The sequence below is a fragment of the Streptococcus infantis genome, assembly GCF_019929665.1.
Taxonomy (GTDB): Bacteria; Bacillota; Bacilli; order Lactobacillales; family Streptococcaceae; genus Streptococcus; species Streptococcus infantis_H.
In genome coordinates this window covers 19980-42038 of sequence record NZ_JAHZPZ010000007.1, presented here as the reverse complement: position 1 = coordinate 42038, position 22059 = coordinate 19980, and the positions used below count along the sequence as shown (strand labels likewise).

The window sequence follows — 22059 nt, the reverse complement described above, 5'->3', positions numbered from 1 at the left end:
GTTAGGTTGGAACAGATTGTTTCAGCCTCTTTTTTTTGGAAAGTTGTCACTATAATAAACATTTGAATTGTGCATTTAGTTTAAGGAATTCAAAAACGAATTTCTACTGATCAAGTTTTGTATATCAAAAAAAAATCCGATCATGTAGAAAATATTTTTATAAAAATTAATAAAAAAGTGTTGACAAACAATAGAAGGAGTAGTATGATATAAAATATAAAAAATTATAAAAAGGTTGAAAAGACATGAAAAAAAGGATAGCAGTGGTTTTTGGAACCTTTGCTCCCTTGCATCAGGGACATATTGATTTAATCCAAAGAGCAAAACGACAATGCGATGCTGTATGGGTGGTAGTTTCAGGTTATAAGGGAGATCGTGGTGAACAGGTTGGACTTACACTACAAAAGAGGTTTCGCTATATTCGTGAAGCATTTCGAGATGATGAGTTGACCTCTGTTTGTAAACTTGACGAAACTAATATCCCTCGCTATCCAATGGGCTGGCAGGAGTGGTTGGAACAGATGTTGCAGGCCATTTTCTATGACCAGACTGGTGAGGAACTAATCTTTTTTGTAGGAGAGTCCGAATACCAACAAGAATTGTTAGAACGTGGTTTCGAGACTGTTCTACAGGGAAGAAAATTTGGAATTTCGGCTAGCATGATTCGTGAAAATCCAAGCAAATATTGGAAATATATCGCTCAACCTTTCCGCCGTCAGTTTACGAAAAAAGTGTTGATTATGGGAAGTGCTAGTAATGGTAAAACAACTCTAGCCAAGGATTTAGCTCGCTTTTATGATGCGCCAGTCAGTCTGGAGTATGCTCGTGAGTATCAGATAAAAAATAATGTCCGAGATGATGAGCTTACCCCCAAAGATTATTATTACCTTCTTTTGGGCCAATATGATCAAACTTCCAAGTTAATCGATAGCAATGCCAATCGAGGCCTAGTCATTGCAGATACCAACTCACTAGTAACCAAGGGCTACTACGATTACTACATGGAAAGCGAAGAGCAGGAGGACTTGTCCGTAGAGACCTTTGATAATCTCTTTGTTTCCATCGTAGCCAAGGAAAAGTGGGATTTAATCCTCTTTGTGCAACCTATTGGCTCTTATATCAATGATGGTTTTCGCGACATGACCATGGCAGAAGACCATATCCGTCACAGTTTTTCTCAGCATTTGGATATGATGAGGGAGCAATATCTAGCCAATATCCCTCATGTTTATCTAGCTGATGACTATCTAGGAAATTATGAAGCAGCAAAAGTAGCTATTGATGCCATTTACCAAGCAGATTAGGAGAAGAAAATGAAAAAAATAACTGAAAAAATCACACGATTTATTGAAAACTTTAAAAATGTTCACGCAGAAGCTCGTAAAATTGGTTTTGCAGGAGTTATGCGTTTGATTTGGAAAGACCTATTTGTGGGCCGTAGTCTTTTCCAGTGGCTCTATTTGATTGCTTTATCAAGTGTTCCTCTTATTCTGGAGTTTACACAAAACACAGAAAGTCATGACTGGATTGGTCTCTTGGCCTCTTGGACAGGGATTGTCTGCGTAATCTTAGTAGCTGAAGGTCGAGCTAGTAACTACCTTTTTGGAGCTATTAACTCTGCAATCTATTTGGTCCTAGCTATGAATGCGACTTTCTACGGTGAAGTTTTGACAACAGTTTATTTCTTTGTCATGCAGCCTATTGGTCTCTATACTTGGTTGTCTAATCGGATCAATGAGCAGGGAAGACCAGAGGAGTCTCATTTTGAAGCTAAGAAACTCGGTCTGATTGATTGGCTCAAGTACTTGGCCTTGACTGCTATCATCTGGATTGGCATGGGATTGGCCTACCAAAGTATCAGCAGTGCTCGTCCTTTCCGTGACAGTGTTACCGATGCGACCAATGGTGTTGGTCAGCTCTTGATGACACGTCTTTACCGTGAGCAATGGATTTTCTGGATTGCAACCAATGTCTTTAGTATCTACCTCTGGTGGGGTGAAAACATTCATATCCAAGGAATGTACTGGGTCTACACCCTCAATAGTCTAGTCGGTTGGTACCAATGGACTAAGGCTGTCAAGGAGGGATAAGATGACTGAAACGATAATCCCGGATGGAATGACAGAGAGAGAATATTTTGAGATTCATGCGACTGAGAAGGAATTTTTAGACTGGTACTGCAAACAGGAACTTCCTCAGTATGAAAGACCGAGCGTGACGGTGGATATGGTAGCTTATTGCTTTGTGGAAGGGAAAATCAAACTCTTGCTAATTCGTCGCAAGTCCCATCCTTATCAGAACTGTTTGGCCTTGGTCGGTGGTTTTATGGATAAAGGGGAAGATGCTGCCCATGCTTGTCAGCGTGAAGTGAGAGAGGAGGTTAACCTTGACCTTCCTTTGGAAAAAATCGAACAGTTGATGACAGTATCTACTCCAGGTCGTGATCCGCGGGGCTGGACGGTTACTATCGCCCACTTGGTGTATCTACCTAGCCGCGTACTTGATCTCGTTCAAGCTGGTGATGATGCCAAGGATGTGGTTTTTGTCGATGTTGATTTTCAGACGGGTAAGTGCTTCCTAGAGGGAGTGGAGCTGGACGAGCAAGCCTTCGCCTTTGACCATTATGCCATTATCCAAGAGTCTATTAAACGAATCCAAGGGCGTCTTGACTGGAATCCGACCTTTCTCTATCTGCTAGAGGAGGAATTCACTGTCTATGAAGGAACCGAATTAGTCAATCTCATCAACCCAGGACGACCAATCGTCAGCAATAACTTTCTCGTAAAATACGGTGAGTATGTAGAAGAAGTTGGACTCAAACGAGTGCCTAAAAAGAAACCAAGAAAAACCTATCGATTGAAATAAAAAGCTTGGTAGCAGAAATCGATAGCCCAAGTCTTGGTTTCCTAGTTTCAGTCCTGAAAAGTTTCAACAAGTCCGATGACTGGTTGAGCTTGAGAATAGAGAAAATAAAGTTTGTATCAAAAGTCAATTCAGCCATCGTTTCAAAGACTTATTAGTCATAAAAAAGTGAGGTCGGGATTTTGTCCCGACCTCTTTTTGTTTAAGGATGTTTATCTTTATTAGAATTGCTCATGATTCGAATGAATAAATCTTTGTATTTATATTTCAAATAATGTTCGTGTAAGTACATTAGAGACACATAAACAATCATGAAAATAGTGGTTAAGTAGAACAAATCAAATGTTGTTTGAGCGTAATGAGTAGCAACCCCATAAGAAGAGAAAGCACCAATAATCAACCAAGGAAGATATTTATAATATTTGCTTAACATAAGCCTACACCTCCAATATCCTATTTCAATTTTATTATAGCCCTTCAAGAAAAAAATGCAAGCGATTACACTTGTAAAATATAGTATTTTTACTAGGAAAAATTTTCTGTTTTTTAAATTTTTAACGAATAATAGAGATAGGAGGATTAAAAAAGAACAAATATAAATAAAAACCAAAACCATATATAAATAGTTGACAAACCCTAAAACAAATATTACAATAACATTACAGAAGTGTTTCATAACATTTCAAAAAGATTACATGGGAGGCGCATCATGAAAACAAAACATTCAATTCGTTTACTAGCAGTAGTAGTATTAGCTTCAACTTTGCTTTTAGGAGCATGTGGTAATAAAAAAGAAGAAGCTAAAAACGACAATGCAAATAAAACAACACAAACTACGTCAAGTTCAAAGGCAAGTTCTTCAAACAAAGAAAGTAAAACTCAAGCTTCAACAAGCACCACTACTTCAGAAAAAGCTAAAGCTTCCTCTGAACAAGCTTCAAGTCCTACAACTCAGGGTCAAGAATCCAACCAAGCTGCACCAACTCCCCAAGCTCCTCAGCAACAGGAAACTCCATCTCAACCATCTTCTAATCAGCAAGCTTCACAAAGTCAATCTAATCAAGCAAGCCAGTCAACTTATGACCCAACGACTGACCGCAAATTACAAGACCAGCAGGCGGAACATAATAAACGTTATAAAGGTGTTTTAACCATGGTCGATGGTGATTTTTCAGCAGCAGCAGGAAGCTGGAAGGGTGCCAATGGCGAGACTATCACTGTCTCATCAGGAGGTCAATTTACAGTAGAATCTGCTGATGGTAAGAAAGCAAACTACTCTATCCAAGGCTATGCCTATACTCTTGATGATGGTAAATATAATGCCAAAATTGGTGGTGGAAAAATCATCCAAATTACAACAGGAGCAGATGGTACAGTTTCTAGTGTTGTCTTGATTCAACCATAGAATCTGGCGGTAAAACTTTTCTCAAAACAAATGCAAACCCGTAACTCAGTTGAAGTTACGGGTTATTGTCTTATGTTTACTAATCTTTATCTAACTGCAAGAGGGCTTCAATCTCAGCCAGAGTGCTGGCTTGTGAAATGGCTCCACGGAGTTTAGCAGCACCAGATGTGCCTCGAAGGTAGTGAGGAGCTAGTCCACGGAATTCACGGACAGCGATATTCTCACCCTTAAGGTCAATCAAGCGTTTCAAGTGCTCGTAGGCGATTTTCATCTTGTCTTCGAAGGTCAGATCAGGCAGGATTTCTCCAGTTTCAAAGTAGTGATTGATCTGATTAAAGAGGTAAGGATTTCCCATAGCTGCGCGCCCAATCATAACGGCGTCGGCACCGACTTCCTCGATACGCTGTTTGGCTTCTTGAACCGTACGGATGTCTCCGTTAGCGATAAATGGAATCTTGGTCAGAGCTTGTGCAACCTTATGAAGAGTCTCAAGGTCCGCATGGCCAGTGTACATCTGTTCACGTGTACGACCGTGCATAGCAAGGGCAGAAACACCAGCAGCTTCAGCGGCTAGGGCATTCTCAACTGCTAGGGATGGGTCCGACCAACCTGTCCGCATTTTAACAGTGAGGGGGATATCAAGGACAGCTTGGACCTTGTTGATGATAGAGTAAATCTTATCTGGGTTCTTGAGCCACATAGCCCCAGCTTCATTTTTCACGATTTTGTTAACTGGGCAGCCCATGTTGATATCGACGATATCGGTCTTGGTGTTTTCTTGGATGAATTCTGCTGCGCGAGCTAAGCTATCTTCATCGCTACCAAAAAGTTGGATGGAAACAGGGTTTTCACCCTCGTCGATATGAAGCATGTGTAAGGTTTTTTCGTTGTTGTATTGGATACCTTTGTCAGAGACCATTTCCATAACAACGAGGCCTGCACCAAGTTCTTTTGCGATAGTACGAAAGGCTGAGTTGGTCACACCAGCCATGGGTGCGAGGACCGTCCGGTTTGGGATCTCGACGTTCCCAATCATAAAAGGTGTATTAAGATTTGTCACGAATGAGTTCCTCCAGGTCGTTTTCATCAAAGTTATAAGTTGTTTGGCAGAATTGACAAGTGATTTCTGCCCCATGGTCTTCCTCTTTCATTTCCTCAAGGTCTGAACTTGGAAGGCTGGCAAGAGCATCCATAAAGCGTTCTTTGCTACAGTCACATTGGAAACGAATTTCTTCTTCGGACAGACGTTTGTAGGGCTCGTCACCATAGATTGCTTTGAGAAGGGCTTCAATATGGTCATCGCTTTCCAGAAGTGTAGAGATAGCAGGCATTTCTTGGATGCGTTTTTCAAAGCGAGCAATCTCTTCTTCCTTGGCCCCTGGCAATACTTGGAGCAAGAAACCACCTGCAACTTCGACCTTGTCGTCTTTGTCTAAAAGAACATTGAGGCCAACTGCTGAAGGCGTTTGTTGACTTTCTGTAAGATAGAAAGCTAGGTCTTCACCGATTTCTCCAGAGATAAGAGGCGTCATGGAATTATAGGGATTTCCAGTGCCATAGTCTGTAATCACTAGAAATTGACCGTTTCCGACAAAAGGTCCAACGAGGACTTCTCCTGTTGCAGTCTTTTTAATGTCAACTCCAGGGTTTTGAACGTAGCCTTTGACGTTACCCTTGGTATCTGCAACTGTGATAATGGCACCGAGGGAGCTAGTTCCAAGAACCTTGACGGTTAGCTTGGTATTTCCTTTTTCGTTGGCAGCGAGAATTTGGCTGGCGATAAGGGTACGACCAAGCGCTACGGTTGAACTAGCTTGGGTTTGATGTTTTTCTTGAGCAGTGCGGACGGTTTCCGTGCTGTCAAGGACAAAAGCACGAAAGGCTCCGCTTTCTGATATTGTTTTAATAATTTTATCCATAGCTACTATTTTAGCATAAAAATGCCCAAAGAGGGAGCCGTGTGTTTGCTGTTTCTGAGGAATAATGACGAGGAAATCAGCTTTAAAATAAAATGAGAAACAGATTATTTCAGCATTTGAAAGATTTATGCTATGCTTGTAGGAGAAAATGAAAGGGGTAACAAATGTATTTAGGTGATTTGATGGAAAAAGCCGAATCTGGTCAATTTTTAGTCCTTTCCTTTTTATTACAAGATTCGCAGACAACAGTCAAGGAAGCCATGGAAGAAACAGGTTTTTCAAAGGCGACCTTAACCAAGTATATCTCTCTAATTAACGAAAATGCTTTAGAAAGAGGGTTAGAGCTGACCATCCACTTGGATGATGAAAGCCTGCGTCTGTCTGTCGGTACTGCCACAAAGGGGAGAGAGATTCGGAGCTTATTTCTAGACAATGCCATTAAATACCAAATTTTGGTTTACCTTCTCTATCACCAACAGTTCCTAGCCCATCAATTGGCTCAAGAATTAATGATTAGCGAGGCCACGCTTGGTCGCCATTTGTCTAGCTTGAATCATATTTTGTCAGAGTTTGACTTATCCATCCAAAATGGTCGTTGGCGAGGTCCAGAGCATCAGATTCGTTACTTTTATTTCTGCCTTTTCCGCAAGGTCTGGTCCAGTCAGGAGTGGGAAGGTCACATGCAGAAAGCTGAGAGAAAGCAGGATATTGCTACTCTAGAAGAAATCTGCGGTGCCAGCTTGTCTTCGGGTCAGAAATTAGACTTGGTTCTCTGGACTCATATCAGTCAACAGCGCCTTCGGGTTAACGCCTGTCAATTTCATGTTATAGAAGAAAAAATGCGAGGGTATTTTGACAATATTTTCTACCTTCGTTTACTTGGCAAGGCTTCTTCTTTTTTTGGTGGGCAGCACATTCCTCTAGGAACTGAAGATGGGGAGATGATGATATTCTTTTCATTTCTCCTTTCTCATCGTATTCTTCCTCTTCATACTATGGAGTATATTCTTGGTTTTGGAGGGCAATTAGCCGATTTGCTGACACAAATGATCCAGGAAATGAAGAAGGAGGAGTTGCTGGGGGACTACACAGAGGACCATGTCACCTATGAACTCAGTCAGCTTTGTGGTCAAGTTTATCTCTACAAGGGCTATATCTTGCAAGATCGATACAAGTATCAGATAGAGCATCGCCACCCTTATTTGCTGATGGAGCATGACTTTCGAGATATTGCTCAGAAAATTTTCGCCTCCTTGCCAGCCTTTCATCAGGGGACGGATCTGGATAAAAAAATCCTTTGGGAATGGCTTCAGTTGTTGGAGTATATGGCAGAAAATACAGGCAAACATCTGAGAATAGGGCTAGATCTAACAGCAGGCTTCCTTGTCTTTTCGAGAATGTCGGCCCTTTTAAAACGATATTTGGAGTACAACCGCTTCATTACCATCGAAGCCTATGACCGTACTCGTCATTATGACTTGCTGGTTACCAATAACCCCATTCATAAGAAAGAACAAACACCTATCTACTATTTGAAAAATGATTTGGACATCGAAGATTTAGCTACGATTCGTCAGATGCTATTTGCCTAAAAGACCTGAATTTTCAGGTCTTTTTTGTGAAATTCGCACAATCTCCTCACTTTTTTTTAAAATTTTAAAAAAATTGATAGACAGGAAAGCGCTTTATTTTGTATACTAGTTACTGTAAAGAGGAACCCCCTCAAGATTTTATCAGGAGGACAGCACATGTCACTAGAAAAATACATTATGGCTATTGACCAAGGAACTACCAGTTCTCGTGCCATCATTTTTAACAAAAAAGGAGAAAAGGTCAGCTCTAGTCAAAAAGAGTTCACTCAGATTTTCCCTCAAGCAGGTTGGGTAGAGCACAATGCCAATGAAATTTGGAACTCTGTTCAGTCAGTTATTGCGGGTGCTTTCATCGAAAGTGGTGTGAAACCAAGTCAAATCGAGGCAATCGGGATTACCAACCAACGTGAAACAACTGTCGTCTGGGATAAGAAAACAGGGCTCCCTATCTACAATGCTATCGTTTGGCAATCACGCCAGACTGCTCCTCTGGCTGAACAACTGAAAAGCCAAGGTTATGTGGAAAAATTCCATGAAAAGACTGGTTTGATCATCGATGCTTACTTCTCAGCGACTAAGGTTCGTTGGATTTTGGACCATGTAGAAGGCGCTCAAGAGCGAGCTGAAAAGGGTGAATTGCTCTTTGGTACCATTGATACTTGGCTGGTTTGGAAATTGACTGACGGAGCAGCTCACGTGACCGACTACTCAAACGCAGCTCGTACCATGCTCTATAACATCAAGGATCTTAAGTGGGATGATGAGATTTTGGAAATCCTCAATATTCCTAAGGCTATGCTTCCAGAAGTTCGTTCTAACTCTGAAATCTATGGCAAGACAGCTCCATTCCATTTCTACGGTGGAGAAGTGCCAATCTCTGGTATGGCGGGTGACCAACAAGCAGCCCTCTTTGGTCAGTTGGCTTTTGATCCTGGTATGGTTAAAAATACCTACGGAACTGGTTCCTTCATCATCATGAACACTGGTGAAGAAATGCAGTTGTCTGAAAACAACCTTTTGACAACGATTGGTTATGGTATTAACGGCAAGGTTTACTATGCTTTGGAAGGTTCTATCTTCATCGCAGGAAGTGCCATTCAATGGCTTCGTGACGGTCTTCGCATGGTGGAAAACTCACCAGAGTCTGAAAAATATGCTCTTAATTCTCACAATAATGACGAAGTCTATGTCGTACCTGCCTTTACAGGTCTAGGGGCACCATACTGGAACCAAAACGCTCGAGGATCTGTCTTTGGCTTGACTCGTGGAACAACTAAAGAAGACTTTATCAAGGCGACTTTGCAATCTATCGCTTATCAAGTACGTGACATCATTGACACCATGCAAGTGGATGCTCAGACAGCTATCCAAGTCTTGAAGGTAGATGGTGGTGCAGCCATGAACAACTTCCTCATGCAGTTCCAAGCTGACATCTTGGGAATTGATATCGCACGCGCTAAAAACTTGGAAACAACTGCCCTAGGGGCAGCCTTCCTGGCAGGATTGTCAGTGGGCTACTGGAAGGACTTGGATGAGTTGAAACTCTTGAACGAGACAGGAGAACTTTTCGAACCATCGATGAACGAATCTCATAAGGAACAACTCTATAAGGGCTGGAAGAAAGCTGTGAAAGCAACTCAAGTCTTTGCGGAAATCGATGACTAATACTGTTTCTTGATGCAATTATCAGTTTAAGAATGAAACAACTCAGTTAGAAAGTGTGTAAATATGGAATTTTCAAAGAAAACACGTGAATTGTCAATTAAAAAAATGCAGGAACGCACCTTGGATCTCTTGATTATTGGTGGAGGGATTACAGGAGCTGGTGTAGCTTTGCAGGCAGCAGCCAGTGGTCTTGACACTGGTTTGATTGAAATGCAGGACTTCGCAGAAGGAACATCTAGCCGTTCAACAAAATTGGTCCACGGAGGTCTGCGTTATCTCAAACAATTCGACGTGGAAGTGGTATCAGATACAGTTTCTGAGCGTGCGGTGGTTCAACAAGTCGCTCCACATATTCCAAAACCAGATCCAATGCTCTTGCCAGTTTACGACGAGGATGGAGCAACATTTAACCTTTTCCGTCTCAAAGTAGCCATGGACTTGTACGACCTATTGGCAGGGGTTAACAATACGCCTGCTGCAAACAAGGTTTTGAGCAAAGAAGAAGTCTTGGAACGCCAGCCAAACTTGAAGAAAGAAGGTTTGGTAGGAGGTGGAGTTTATCTTGACTTCCGTAACAACGATGCGCGTCTCGTGATCGAAAACATCAAACGTGCCAACCAAGATGGTGCCCTCATTGCCAACCACGTGAAGGCAGAAGGCTTCCTCTTTGACGAAAGTGGTAAGATTGCAGGTGTCGTGGCTCGTGATTTGTTGACAGACCAAGTCTTTGATATCAAGGCTCGTCTGGTTATCAACACGACAGGTCCTTGGAGCGACAAGGTACGCAATCTGTCTAATAAGGGAACGCAATTCTCACAAATGCGTCCAACCAAGGGAGTTCACTTGGTGGTGGACTCAAGCAAGATCAAGGTTTCACAGCCAGTTTACTTTGACACAGGTTTGGGAGATGGTCGTATGGTCTTTGTTCTCCCACGTGAAAACAAGACTTACTTTGGTACAACCGATACAGACTACACAGGTGATTTGGAACATCCAAAAGTGACGCAGGAAGATGTAGATTATCTACTTGGCATTGTCAACAACCGCTTCCCAGAAGCAAACATTACCGTTGCTGATATTGAAAGCAGCTGGGCTGGTCTTCGTCCATTGATCGCAGGCAATAGCGCTTCTGACTACAATGGTGGAAATAACGGAACCATTAGCGATGAAAGCTTCAATAACTTGATTGCGACTGTCGAGGCTTATCTATCGAAAGAAAAATCGCGTGAAGATGTTGAGTCTGCTGTCAGCAAGCTTGAAAGTAGCACATCTGAGAAACATTTGGACCCATCTGCAGTTTCACGTGGTTCGAGCTTGGACCGTGATGACAATGGCCTGTTGACCCTTGCTGGTGGTAAAATCACAGACTACCGTAAGATGGCTGAAGGGGCTATGGAGCGCGTGGTTGACATTCTCAAAGCAGAATTTGACCGCAGCTTTAAACTCATCAACTCGAAGACTTATCCTGTTTCAGGTGGAGAATTGAACCCAGCAAATGTGGACTCAGAAATTGAAGCCTTTGCTCAACTTGGAGTGTCACGTGGCTTGGATAGCAAGGAAGCTCATTACCTAGCAAATCTCTACGGTTCAAATGCACCGAAAGTCTTTGCTCTTGCTCACAGCTTGGAACAAGCGCCCGGACTCAGCTTGGCAGATACCTTGTCCCTTCACTATGCAATGCGCAATGAGTTGGCTCTGAGCCCAGTTGACTTTCTCCTTCGCCGTACCAACCACATGCTCTTTATGCGTGATAGTTTGGATAGCATTGTGGAGCCAGTTCTGGATGAAATGGGACGATTCTATGACTGGTCTGATGAAGAAAAAGCAGCTTACCGTGCGGATGTTGAAGCAGCCCTTGCTAACAACGATCTAGCGGAATTGAAAAATTAAGAAAAACTAGAAGAGAGGGAGACAAGCCTTCCTTGCCTTCCCTCTCCTTCTTTAAAATGGAGACAACGATATGATGAAAGAATTATTTGGAGAATTTTTGGGGACTTTAATCCTGATTCTTCTAGGAAATGGTGTTGTTGCAGGTGTGGTTCTTCCTAAAACCAAGAGCAACAATGCAGGTTGGATTGTGATTACTATGGGTTGGGGAATTGCTGTAGCCGTTGCGGCTTTTGTATCTGGCACGCTCAGCCCAGCCCACCTAAATCCAGCTGTAACGTTTGCGATGGCCTTAAAAGGAACGCTCTCTTGGGCTTCCGTTTTCCCATACATCCTAGCTCAGTTCGCAGGGGCTATGCTGGGTCAGATTTTGGTTTGGTTGCAATTCAAACCGCATTATGAGGCAGAAGAAAATGCAGGCAATATCCTGGCAACCTTCAGTACTGGACCGGCCATCAAGGATACAGTTTCTAACTTAATCAGTGAAATCCTTGGCACCTTTGTTTTGGTATTGACAATCTTTGCTTTGGGGCTTTATGATTTTCAGGCAGGTATCGGCACCTTTGCAGTGGGGACTTTGATTGCCGGTATTGTTCTATCACTAGGTGGGACAACAGGTTGTGCCTTGAACCCTGCGCGTGACCTTGGACCTCGTATCATGCACAGTATCTTGCCAATTCCAAACAAAGGCGATGGAGACTGGTCTTATGCTTGGATTCCAGTTGTGGGACCTGTTATCGGTGCAGCCCTAGCAGTTCTCGTATTTTCACTTTTCTAAGATAATAAAACCAAAATATTTATATCTCAATAAACATAACTTACCAAAAATGACCAAAATAAGGAGCGCTGCCTCACTTCATTTTGGTCGTTTTGATTTTTTTAAGTTTATATACTGGTGTTAATTATTATTTCAGCTAAAAAACAGAGTACTTCACTAGTTCATTCATCAATCTTTTAGGTCTTGAATTATATTTGTTGTTTAAATAATTTTGTCTCGTTATTGGGATTTAGTGGTAAGGATCATTTGTTTTTGTTATTTTAGGAAATTGGATGATAGAGGTATATAGTTTTTAAATTATGATATAATGAATAAAGTTAATTATCCTTGATAATATGATAGGGACTAATCCTAAAATGACAAATCAGGAGATGAGAAAAAGAGAAAAGGAGTCCATCTGGTATGAATTATTTTGAGGGGAATGAGTTTTTCCTTCTATTATTTGTGGTTTTACTGATTGGCTTTGTTTTAAACTATTTTGGCAAGCGTAAGGATTATTATATTTTAAGTCTGTCAATTTTATTTGCAGGAGCTATCTATGGTAAGAGTAAATCCATGGTTGTTTATCTATTGGCTTTCATCATCTACCAATATGTCCTAGTTTTCATAGCACAAAGAATGGATTCAAAACGGTTAAAACCTCTAGTTATGTTATCCATTTTACCTTTAGTGGTCAATAAAGTCTTTGCAATAACCCAGCTACATTTGTTGGCTTTTATTGGGATTTCCTACATGTCCTTTAAGACCATTCAGATCATGCTAGAAATATCGGATGGTTTAATCAAAGAAAAAATCAGTGTAAAAGATTATCTGCAGTTTCTACTCTTTTTCCCTACAGTTAGTTCTGGGCCAATCGATCGTAGCAGAAGATTTCTAAAAGAGATCAATGAAGTCATGCCTAGAAAAGACTACCTAGAGTTAGCAGGTGATGGTATTTATCGCATCGTTTTAGGCCTTCTCTACAAGGTTGTTTTATCAACCTATGTTTACCAGGTACTACTTGTTCTAAGCAATACTGGTACAGTTGTCTACTCAATCAAATATATGTACCTGTATACTCTCTATCTGTTCTTTGACTTTGCGGGGTATAGTTTGATGGCTGTTGGAAGCAGTAATGTTTTGGGTATCCAGACACCGATGAATTTCAATAAGCCTTTCTTGAGTATTGATATCAAGGATTTCTGGACTAGATGGCACATCACCTTGTCAACATGGTTGAGAGATTTCGTATTTTCAAGAGTTTTGATGCAGGTTATCAGAAAGAAATGGTTTAAGAATAGATTACACAATGCAGCCTATGCCTATATGGTCAATATGTTGGTTATGGGATTTTGGCATGGAATTAGTGTCAGCTACATTGCTTATGGTTTTTACCATGGAATCTTGATGTCTGGATTTGAAATTTATCAAAAGAAAAGCAATTTTTATAAGAAGCATAAAAATAAAACTTGGTACAAGCTAATAAGTTGGTTTGTGACCATGAATTTAGTTATGGTTGGCTTCTTTATCTTTTCAGGTGAACCTTATAAGATAATTATGGCAATTCTAAGTAGATAAAGAGATCTGCTGAAACAAGGAGATTGGACAAAACAAGATGATTAAGTTAAAAGCATTTATACTATCGCTTGTGCTCGTAATTGCGACTCTTGCTCTTTTAAATGTGACATATGTCAAGAAGATTGACGACTATTATAAAGTCAAGGACAATAGTATTCGCTACAGCACTTCTTATGAAAAGTATAAAAGTAGAGATATTCTAACAAATAATATCACTCCCAATACACTAGTTCTAATGGGTTCCTCAGAGTTAGTTGCGACGATAAATGAAGATTACCATCCCAATAAAATTTTTAACTACAATGATTTTAATATTATGCAGATAGGAACCAGTTACTCTCAAAATATCATTCAAGCTACAACCTTGAGCTCGATTGAGGGGGCTATGAGCAAGCGAAAAGTGGCCATCGTAGAGTCTGTTCAATGGTTTGAAAAGGATGGGACTCATCAAGACGCCTTCTTAAACAAGGCCTCTCAGGAACATATTTTTCACATGCTAGATAACGAGAAAATCAGTAAGGAAACGAAAGAAAAACTGATTAATCGCATTATTGAGATTACCAAAGGAAACAAACAACAAAATGATATCTATAAAAAGTATAAAAGCTATTTTATAGAAGGAAAAGGGACAATCATTGATAAAAAACTGTTGGAGCTTGACAATGCCGTTTATTCCTTTAAGCTTAAACGAAAATTCTATGAAAATCATGCCAAATCAGACTATCCTGCACTAGGAGATAAAACGCCGGATTATGATTGGGAGGAGATGACGAAGAAGTTTGTAGAAGAAGTTAAAAAGAAAACAGATAACAATGATTATGCTGTGGATAATAACTACTACAATACCTACTTGAGAGACCGCTATGCTTCGTTGAAAGATTCTAACAAAGACTTGAGCTACATAGAGTCACCAGAGTATTCAGATATGGAACTCTTCTTGACAGTTGCTAAGGAATTGGGAATTGAAGTTGAAGTCATTATCTTTCCTGTAAATGGTAAATGGAATGATTACACAGGTGTTTCGCGAGAAATGCGTGAAGAAACTTACAAAAAAATAGAAAATATTGCCAAAAACCACGGTGCTACGGTGTTAAACTATGGAAATAAAGAGTATGAAGATTACTTTTTATTCGACGTGATGCACGTTGGGGTGAAAGGATGGATGGAAGTTGAAAAAGAACTTTACAAATTTGCAAATGAAACTAACTGACACACATCGTTTACTATTGTGGACCTTGTTTTTCTACACAGTTATTTTAAGCATCGTAATCTACTGTTTTGTGACTGATTTTTCGAACATTCAAGATTTCATCTATAGTGAATTTTAAGATTACATATTATAAAAATCTCTAGATAAAGGGAATTCTACTGATAAAGTGAGACATAAGATAAGGCTCTATAATATTTATAGTGGGGAAGTCCTCTATAGGTAGTATAGAGCCTACTTTGTTGTAGCTCCCAATATAATCTATACTGGAAAGCATTAAAGCTATCAGTAGAAGGTATTATATGAAACAATTTAATGATGTTTAAATGTAGTGGAAATGGACGGAAAACAATTGAAAAAATAGTTTATAAAGTGGTATAATAGCAGAAAAATAAGTTAGTAAGAAATTGATTTTATTTTAGTTGAAAATTACAGGAATGAAAGGTTTTTCTTGATGAAACAGAGAAATGAACTCTATCTCTTTCTTGGTCGGACAGCCTTGTATTTTATCATTTTCTTGGGCCTGCTTTACTTTTTTAGTTATCTCGGTCAGGTTCAAGGTAGCTTTATCTATAATGAATTTTAACTTAAAGGAGAAACCCTATTGTGTCAAATAAACCAATAGTAGATATGATTGAAACCATTGAGCATTATGCTCAAAAGCAGCCTAATTTTCCGGTCTACAATGTCCTTGGAGAAGAGCATACCTATGGCCAATTGAAGGCTGATTCAGATAGCTTAGCAGCCCATATTGACCAAATGGGACTTCCTGAAAAGTCACCTGTTGTGGTCTTTGGTGGTCAAGAATATGAAATGTTAGCAACCTTTGTGGCCTTGACCAAATCTGGCCATGCCTATATCCCAATTGATAGCCACTCTGCCTTGGAGCGCGTGTCTGCGATTGTTGAAGTAGCAGAGCCAAGCTTAATCATCGCCATCAATGAGTTTCCAATTGAAAACCCAGCTGCTCCAATCATGTCCTTGGAGCAAGTGCGTGAAGCTTATACGGCTCAGCATGCCTATGATTTGCAACATCCGGTCAAAGGGGATGATAACTACTACATCATCTTTACATCAGGGACAACTGGGAAACCAAAAGGGGTGCAAATTTCGCATGATAATTTGCTCAGCTTTACCAACTGGATGATTACAGATAAGGAGTTTGCAACGCCAGAACGTCCGCAAATGTTGGCGCAACCGCCCTATTCCTTTGACTTGTCTGTTATGTACTGGGCACCAACCTTGGCTCTTGGAGGAACGCTTTTTGCTCTCCCATCAGCCATTACTCAAGACTTCAAACAACTCTTTGCAACTATTTTTTCTCTTCCGATTGCTATCTGGACTTCAACACCATCTTTTGCAGATATGGCCATGTTATCTGAAGATTTCAATGCTGAAAAGATGCCAGGCATTACCCATTTCTACTTTGATGGGGAAGAGTTGACTGTTAAAACTGCTCAGAAATTACGCGAACGTTTCCCAAATGCGCGCATCATCAATGCTTATGGCCCAACTGAAGCGACTGTAGCTCTTTCGGCTGTAGCCGTAACAGATGAGATGTTAGCTACTTTGAAACGTCTACCAATTGGTTACACCAAAGAAGATTCTCCAACCTTCATCATTGATGAGGCAGGAAACAAATTGCCAAATGGAGAGCAAGGAGAAATCATCGTGTCTGGGCCGGCTGTTTCAAAAGGTTATATGAATAATCCTGAGAAAACAGCAGAAGCTTTCTTCGAATTTGAAGGTCTGCCAGCCTACCATACGGGAGATGTCGGAACTATGACGGATGAAGGCCTTCTTCTCTACGGTGGACGGATGGATTTCCAAATCAAGTTTAACGGTTACCGTATTGAGCTAGAAGATGTTTCTCAAAACTTGAACAAATCTCAGTACATTGACTCGGCTGTTGCGGTACCGCGCTATAATAAAGATCACAAGGTTCAAAATCTCTTGGCCTATGTTATCTTAAAAGATGGGGTTAAAGAACAATTTGAGCGCGAGATTGATATTACCAAAGCGATCAAGGAAGACTTGGAAGATATTATGATGTCTTATATGATGCCTTCGAAATTCCTCTACCGTGACAGCTTGCCGCTAACTCCAAATGGGAAAATCGACATCAAAGGGTTGATTAGTGAGGTAAACAATAGATGATGGATTTCCTGAAACAGCTCCCTCATATTGAGCCGTATGGGAATCCTCAGTACTTTTTGTACGTGATTACTGTTACCTTGCCAATCTTTATCGGTCTTTTTTTCAAAAAACGTTTTGGCTGGTATGAAATATTGGTTAGTCTGTTCTTTATAGTCACTATGCTGACGGGAGGCAAGACCAATCAATTAGCTGCCTTGGGGCTTTATCTGATTTGGCAAATTGTACTGGTTCTTTTTTACAAGCAGTATCGAAAAGGTCGAGACGGTAAATGGACTTTCTATCTAGTAAGTCTATTATCATTGCTTCCCATCATCTTTGTCAAGGTGCAACCAGCTATTAATGGCACACAGTCTCTACTAGGATTTGTAGGAATCTCCTATTTAACCTTTCGTTCGGTAGGAATCATCATCGAACTAAGAGATGGAGTCATTAAGGATTTGAAAATGTGGGAGTATTTGCGTTTTCTTCTCTTTATGCCGACATTTTCAAGTGGTCCCATTGATCGTTTCAAACGTTTTAATGAAAATTATAAGACGATTCCAGAACGCGATGAATTGATGGATATGCTAGCTGAGTCCGTTCGGTATATCATGTGGGGATTTCTGTATAAATTTATCCTAGCTCATATTTTAGGCGAGATTTTATTACCACCGCTAAAGAATTTAGCTTTACAAACAGGTGGCGTCTTTAACTATTATGTAGTGGCCATCATGTACACATTTGGTTTGGAGCTCTTCTTTGACTTTGCAGGTTACTCTATGTTTGCTATAGCTATTTCAAATCTGATGGGAATTCGTAGTCCGATTAACTTCAACAAACCTTTCTTGTCAAGAGATTTGAAAGAGTTTTGGAATCGTTGGCACATGAGTTTATCCTTCTGGTTTCGTGACTTTGTCTTTATGCGCATGGTCATGGTGATGACGAGAAAAAAGCTTTTTAAGAATCGAAATGTGACTTCAAGTGTTGCCTATGTCCTGAACATGCTCCTTATGGGGTTCTGGCATGGGATAACATGGTTTTATATCGCTTACGGACTCTTTCATGGGATAGGCTTAGTGATGAATGATGCCTGGGTCAGAAAGAAAAAAACGCTCAATAAAGAACGGAAAAAAGCAGGGCGACCTCCCTTGCTTGAAAATCGTTGGGCTCAGTTGCTTGGCATGGTGATAACCTTCCATGTCGTAATGGTTTCATTCTTAATCTTTTCTGGATTTTTGAATGATTTATGGTTTAAAAAATAAATGGAATTAAAAAATAGAAGGAAATTTAAAAATGGATATCAAATCAGAAGTTATTGAAATTATCGATGAATTATTTATGGAAGATGTTTCTGACATGATGGATGAAGATCTTTTCGATGCAGGTGTCTTGGACAGTATGGGGACGGTTGAATTGATTGTAGAAATCGAAAACCGCTTTGATATACGTGTCCCGGTTACAGAATTTGGCCGTGATGATTGGAATACAGCCAATAAAATCGTGGCAGGGATTGCGGAGTTAAAGAATGCTTAAACGCCTGTGGTTAATCTTCGGGCCGATTCTTATTGCAGGTTTATTGGTTCTTCTACTCATTTTTTTCTATCCTAGTAGTAAGAGTCATAATCTAATGGAGGAAAAATACTCTGCAGCCTCAGTAAGTGCAGAAAGTTTCAAAGAGAGAAGTCAAAAAGTGAGAGCTCTCACGGATCCTGATATGCGTTTTATCCCTTTCTTTGGGTCAAGTGAATGGATTCGTTTTGACAGCATGCATCCAGGAGTGTTAGCTGAAAAGTATAATCGCTCCTACCGTCCGTATTTTATGGGGCAGGCAGGAGCCGCTTCTCTTAGTCAGTATTTTGGGATGCAACAAATCACATCTGAGCTTGAAAACAAACAAGCGGTGTTTGTGATCTCTCCACAGTGGTTTACAAAGGAAGATCAAGATCCAGTTACTTTTCAAACTTATTTTAACAATGATCAGTTAACTGCCTTCTTGGAAAATCAATCTGGGGATGTGGCCACTCAGTATGCGGCTAGTAGACTCTTGAAGCAGAATCCAAACGTACCGATGAAGGGGATTGTTGAAAAACTGGCTAAGAATGAACAGTTGTCAGACTTTGATCATTCAATAATTACAGCTTCTGCAGAATTCAATGAAAGACAAGCGGCCCTTTTTGGTCGATTCTCGATTCGGGGTCGATTAAAGTATAGAGATCATATTGAAAAATATTTGAGTAGCCTCCCAGATCAATTTTCTTATGAAGAATTGGAAAATATCGCTCGAAAAGAGGGTGAAGAAAATACAACCAATAATGATTTGGGAGTAGATAATCATTTTTACAATACTAAGTTAAAGAAAGATTGGAAAAAATGGGAAGGGTCTCAAAAGAATTTTAACTTTCTCAAATCACCTGAGTACAATGATTTGCAGTTAGTGCTCGATCAATTTGCCAAATCTAAGGTCAATGTACTCTTTGTCTTTCAACCTGTCAATAAAAAATGGATGGATTATACCGGGCTAAGTGAGGAGATGTATCAACACACAGTTGAAAAAATTCGTTACCAGTTGGAGAGTCAAGGTTTTACCAATATTGCTGACTTTTCAAAAAACGGAGGAGATCCATACTTTGTCAAGGATACGATTCATATCGGTTGGTTAGGCTGGTTGGCGTTTGACAAGGTTGTAAATCCTTTTTTAAGTAATCCAACAACAGCACCTAGTTACCAAATGAATGACCGCTTCTTTAGCCAAGATTGGGCGGATTACGATGGTAACATCAAAGATTTTCAATAAAATGAGCTAAAAGTTTGGGATTTTAATCCAAGCTTTTTTGTTTAAATGGCGAATATTTAAGATGCAAATAGGTCAAAAGTTTCAAAATTTTTAGAAATAGCGTATAATATAAAAGAGAAAAAGAAAAGAAAGGGGTTTCAAAATGAAGAAACAGTTCTTATTACCCATCCTATCTACAGCTTTATTAGCTCCAGCCTTCTTAGCAGGACAAGTATACGCTGAAGAAGCAACAACTCCTGCAGAAAGTTCAGCTGTCGCAGCAACTCCAGCTCCGTCGGCGACTCCAACTCCTGTTGAGAGCCCTGCGGTACCGGAAACTTCGGCTACTTCAGAAGCGATTACACCTGCAGAAGCTCCGTCAGCTCCTGCTGAATCTCCTAAAAGCGAAGAAAAGGACACTGTTATCTTACACACCAATGATGTCCATGGTCGTATTGTAGAGGAAAAGGGAGTCATTGGAGACGCTAAGTTGGCTACAGTCATTGAACAAGAGCGTGCAAAAACCAACCAGACCACCTTGGTAGTGGATGCTGGTGATGCTTTCCAGGGTCTTCCTATCTCAAACTCATCAAAAGGTGAGGCACGTGCTAAGATTCTTAACGAGATGGATTATGATGCCATGGCTGTAGGAAATCACGAGTTTGATTTCGGACTTGAAGAAGCAAAAAAATACAAAGAAATTTTGAAATTCCCCTTGTTAAGTTCAAATACTTATGTAGATGGAGCTCGTCTCTTCCAAGCTTCTACTATTGTTGACAAGAATAAGGATGTTGAAGGCGATGAGTTTGTAGTGATAGGTGTGACAACGCCGGAAACAGCAACGAAAACTCACCCTAAAAATGTTAAAGGAGTAACCTTTACTGAGCCAATCGAAGAGGTTAATAAGGTCGTTGAAGAAGTTCAAGCCAAGGCTAAGGCGGAAGGTAAGGATTATAAGCATTATGTAGTCTTAGCCCATTTGGGAGTTGATACAACAACGCCAGTAGCTTGGCGTGGCTCAACACTAGCAGAAGCCCTGTCTAAGAACCCTCTTTTGAAGGGGAAACGTGTAACAGTCATTGATGGTCACTCTCATACAGTAGAATCAACTACTTACGGAGATAATGTGACTTACAACCAAACTGGAAGTTATCTCCATAATGTTGGTAAAATTACTTATAAATCTCGTCAGCTTTTGGGCAATCCAACTCAGATTACTGCTGCTGAAGCCAAAAAATTAGAAGCAAATCCAAAAGTTGCTAGTTTAGTTAAAGATATTAAGGCAAAGTATGATGCAGAAAATGCAGTTGAGGTTGTGTCTAACAGTCCTGTTGAACTAAACGGTGACCGTGAAAATGTCCGTGTCCGCGAGACAAACCTTGGAAATGTCGTCGCAGATTCTCTCTACCAGTATGGTCAAACAGGATTTAGTCATCCAACAGATATCGCTGTGACAAATGGTGGTGGCTTGCGTGAAACGATTTCCAAAGATAAACCAATTACAAAAGGAAATGTCATTGCAGTTTTGCCATTTGGAAACACCATCTCTCAAATTCAAGTAACTGGTCAGCAAGTTCTGGATATGTTTGAAAAATCACTCGGCTCTATTTTGCAGGTGGATAAAGCAGGAAAAACTGTCTTAGACGAAAATGGTCAACCATTGCTCGAACCAAGCGGTGGATTCTTACAGATTTCAGGAGCCAAGGTCTACTACGATACAAACCTAGTCGCAGGTAAACGCGTCTTGGCTATTCAAGTGAAGAATCGTGCAACTGGTCTTTATGAAAAACTAGATTTGGCGAAAATCTACTACCTAGCAACCAACGACTTCCTTGCAGCAGGTGGTGACGGTTATACCATGCTTGGTGGTGCTAGAGAAGAAGGTCCTTCAATGGATGCTGCCTTTGAAGACTATCTCAAAACAGCTGATTTGACTCAGTATGAAAAGGTAAATCCAAATTCACGCACGATTTCTGTGGACTCAAAAACATTTAAACTTCCTGAAGAAGGTAAAGAGCAAGATCCAGCTAAACCAGTAGAAGATCAAGCAACAAAACCGACTCAACCTTCTACTGTAAAAGTTGATTATAAGGTTGCAGATAAGTTTGCTAAGAAAACAGTAGTCTCAGAGAAACTACTTCCAAATACAGGTAGTGAGCAATCTATTTTCATGATGCTACTTGGTGTGATTCTTGGAGCGACAGCCCTCTGGACTAGCCGTAGACAAGAAAAATAATTCTAAAGGATGAAAACATCTCAAGTGTTTTCATCTTTTTTC

19 protein-coding genes are annotated in these 22059 nt (G+C 40.3%); 16 read left to right on the top strand and 3 right to left on the bottom strand.

Annotated elements, in window-relative coordinates; translation table 11 throughout:
- The first annotated feature begins 245 nt into the window (after nucleotides 1-245).
- The 3 genes from K1I61_RS08480 to K1I61_RS08470 are packed head-to-tail and all read left to right on the top strand — an operon-like array spanning nucleotide 246 to nucleotide 2865.
- Entirely contained in the window at nucleotides 246-1304 is a 1059-nt protein-coding gene (locus K1I61_RS08480) for an AAA family ATPase (protein WP_223334753.1), read from the top strand.
- A gap of 9 nt (nucleotides 1305-1313) precedes the next feature.
- Nucleotides 1314-2090 (top strand): nicotinamide riboside transporter PnuC, encoded by a 777-nt coding sequence (pnuC, locus tag K1I61_RS08475; protein WP_223334755.1) that lies wholly within the window; start codon nucleotides 1314-1316, stop codon nucleotides 2088-2090.
- A gap of 1 nt (nucleotide 2091) precedes the next feature.
- Nucleotides 2092-2865 carry an NUDIX domain-containing protein gene (locus tag K1I61_RS08470; RefSeq protein WP_223334756.1) on the top strand — a complete coding sequence of 258 codons (774 nt, stop codon included), beginning with the start codon at nucleotides 2092-2094 and terminating at the stop codon, nucleotides 2863-2865.
- Nucleotides 2866-3064: 199 nt separating this feature from the next.
- On the opposite strand, the gene K1I61_RS08465 is transcribed toward K1I61_RS08470, so the two are convergent.
- Nucleotides 3065-3295: a hypothetical protein gene (locus K1I61_RS08465; protein WP_223334758.1), complete on the bottom strand. Its 231-nt coding sequence runs from the start codon at nucleotides 3293-3295 to the stop codon at nucleotides 3065-3067.
- Nucleotides 3296-3571: 276 nt separating this feature from the next.
- Between K1I61_RS08465 and K1I61_RS08460 the strand changes: the two genes are divergently transcribed.
- Nucleotides 3572-4267 (top strand): hypothetical protein, encoded by a 696-nt coding sequence (locus K1I61_RS08460; RefSeq protein WP_223334760.1) that lies wholly within the window; start codon nucleotides 3572-3574, stop codon nucleotides 4265-4267.
- A gap of 79 nt (nucleotides 4268-4346) precedes the next feature.
- Here K1I61_RS08460 and dusB read toward each other — a convergent pair whose 3' ends face one another.
- Both dusB and hslO read right to left on the bottom strand, forming a co-directional pair.
- On the bottom strand, nucleotides 4347-5327 hold the full coding sequence (gene dusB, locus K1I61_RS08455) for a tRNA dihydrouridine synthase DusB (protein WP_223334761.1): 981 nt from the start codon (nucleotides 5325-5327) through the stop codon (nucleotides 4347-4349).
- Complete coding sequence (gene hslO / locus K1I61_RS08450) at nucleotides 5314-6186, bottom strand: Hsp33 family molecular chaperone HslO (RefSeq protein ID WP_223334763.1); 873 nt, start codon at nucleotides 6184-6186, stop codon at nucleotides 5314-5316. Before hslO ends, dusB begins: the two co-directional genes overlap by 14 nt.
- A 164-nt stretch (nucleotides 6187-6350) precedes the next feature.
- Here hslO and K1I61_RS08445 point away from each other — a divergent pair, with 164 nt between their 5' ends.
- From K1I61_RS08445 to nt5e, 12 genes are all read left to right on the top strand, one after another.
- Nucleotides 6351-7778 carry an AcpB/EbpR/MafR family transcriptional regulator gene (locus K1I61_RS08445; RefSeq protein ID WP_223334765.1) on the top strand — a complete coding sequence of 476 codons (1428 nt, stop codon included), beginning with the start codon at nucleotides 6351-6353 and terminating at the stop codon, nucleotides 7776-7778.
- Between the two features lie 156 nt (nucleotides 7779-7934).
- On the top strand, nucleotides 7935-9443 hold the full coding sequence (gene glpK, locus K1I61_RS08440) for a glycerol kinase GlpK (protein ID WP_223334767.1): 1509 nt from the start codon (nucleotides 7935-7937) through the stop codon (nucleotides 9441-9443).
- 63 nt (nucleotides 9444-9506) lie between these two features.
- Nucleotides 9507-11333 (top strand): type 1 glycerol-3-phosphate oxidase, encoded by a 1827-nt coding sequence (glpO, locus tag K1I61_RS08435; protein WP_223334769.1) that lies wholly within the window; start codon nucleotides 9507-9509, stop codon nucleotides 11331-11333.
- Between the two features lie 70 nt (nucleotides 11334-11403).
- Nucleotides 11404-12108 (top strand): MIP/aquaporin family protein, encoded by a 705-nt coding sequence (locus tag K1I61_RS08430; protein ID WP_223334771.1) that lies wholly within the window; start codon nucleotides 11404-11406, stop codon nucleotides 12106-12108.
- A gap of 402 nt (nucleotides 12109-12510) precedes the next feature.
- Nucleotides 12511-13665, top strand: coding sequence for a D-alanyl-lipoteichoic acid biosynthesis protein DltB (gene dltB / locus K1I61_RS08425; protein WP_223334773.1), 1155 nt, complete (start codon nucleotides 12511-12513; stop codon nucleotides 13663-13665).
- A 37-nt stretch (nucleotides 13666-13702) separates the two neighbouring features.
- Nucleotides 13703-14875, top strand: a complete 1173-nt coding sequence (gene dltD, locus K1I61_RS08420; protein ID WP_223334775.1) for a D-alanyl-lipoteichoic acid biosynthesis protein DltD — start codon at nucleotides 13703-13705, stop codon at nucleotides 14873-14875.
- A 451-nt stretch (nucleotides 14876-15326) separates the two neighbouring features.
- The gene (locus K1I61_RS08415) at nucleotides 15327-15458 is read left to right on the top strand and encodes a teichoic acid D-Ala incorporation-associated protein DltX (protein WP_004254020.1); all 132 of its coding nucleotides are present in this window, start codon (nucleotides 15327-15329) and stop codon (nucleotides 15456-15458) included.
- A 20-nt stretch (nucleotides 15459-15478) separates the two neighbouring features.
- Nucleotides 15479-17029, top strand: a complete 1551-nt coding sequence (gene dltA, locus K1I61_RS08410) for a D-alanine--poly(phosphoribitol) ligase subunit DltA (RefSeq protein WP_223334777.1) — start codon at nucleotides 15479-15481, stop codon at nucleotides 17027-17029.
- Nucleotides 17026-18270: a D-alanyl-lipoteichoic acid biosynthesis protein DltB gene (gene dltB, locus K1I61_RS08405; RefSeq protein ID WP_223334779.1), complete on the top strand. Its 1245-nt coding sequence runs from the start codon at nucleotides 17026-17028 to the stop codon at nucleotides 18268-18270. Before dltA ends, dltB (K1I61_RS08405) begins: the two co-directional genes overlap by 4 nt.
- A gap of 31 nt (nucleotides 18271-18301) precedes the next feature.
- A complete protein-coding gene (gene dltC / locus K1I61_RS08400) occupies nucleotides 18302-18541 on the top strand; it encodes a D-alanine--poly(phosphoribitol) ligase subunit DltC (RefSeq protein WP_036757952.1) in 240 nt (79 codons plus the stop codon).
- On the top strand, nucleotides 18534-19802 hold the full coding sequence (dltD, locus tag K1I61_RS08395) for a D-alanyl-lipoteichoic acid biosynthesis protein DltD (protein WP_223334781.1): 1269 nt from the start codon (nucleotides 18534-18536) through the stop codon (nucleotides 19800-19802). The genes dltC and dltD (K1I61_RS08395) overlap by 8 nt, the downstream gene beginning before the upstream one ends.
- A gap of 142 nt (nucleotides 19803-19944) precedes the next feature.
- A complete protein-coding gene (nt5e, locus tag K1I61_RS08390) occupies nucleotides 19945-22017 on the top strand; it encodes a cell surface ecto-5'-nucleotidase Nt5e (RefSeq protein WP_223334783.1) in 2073 nt (690 codons plus the stop codon).
- Nucleotides 22018-22059 lie beyond the last annotated feature (42 nt).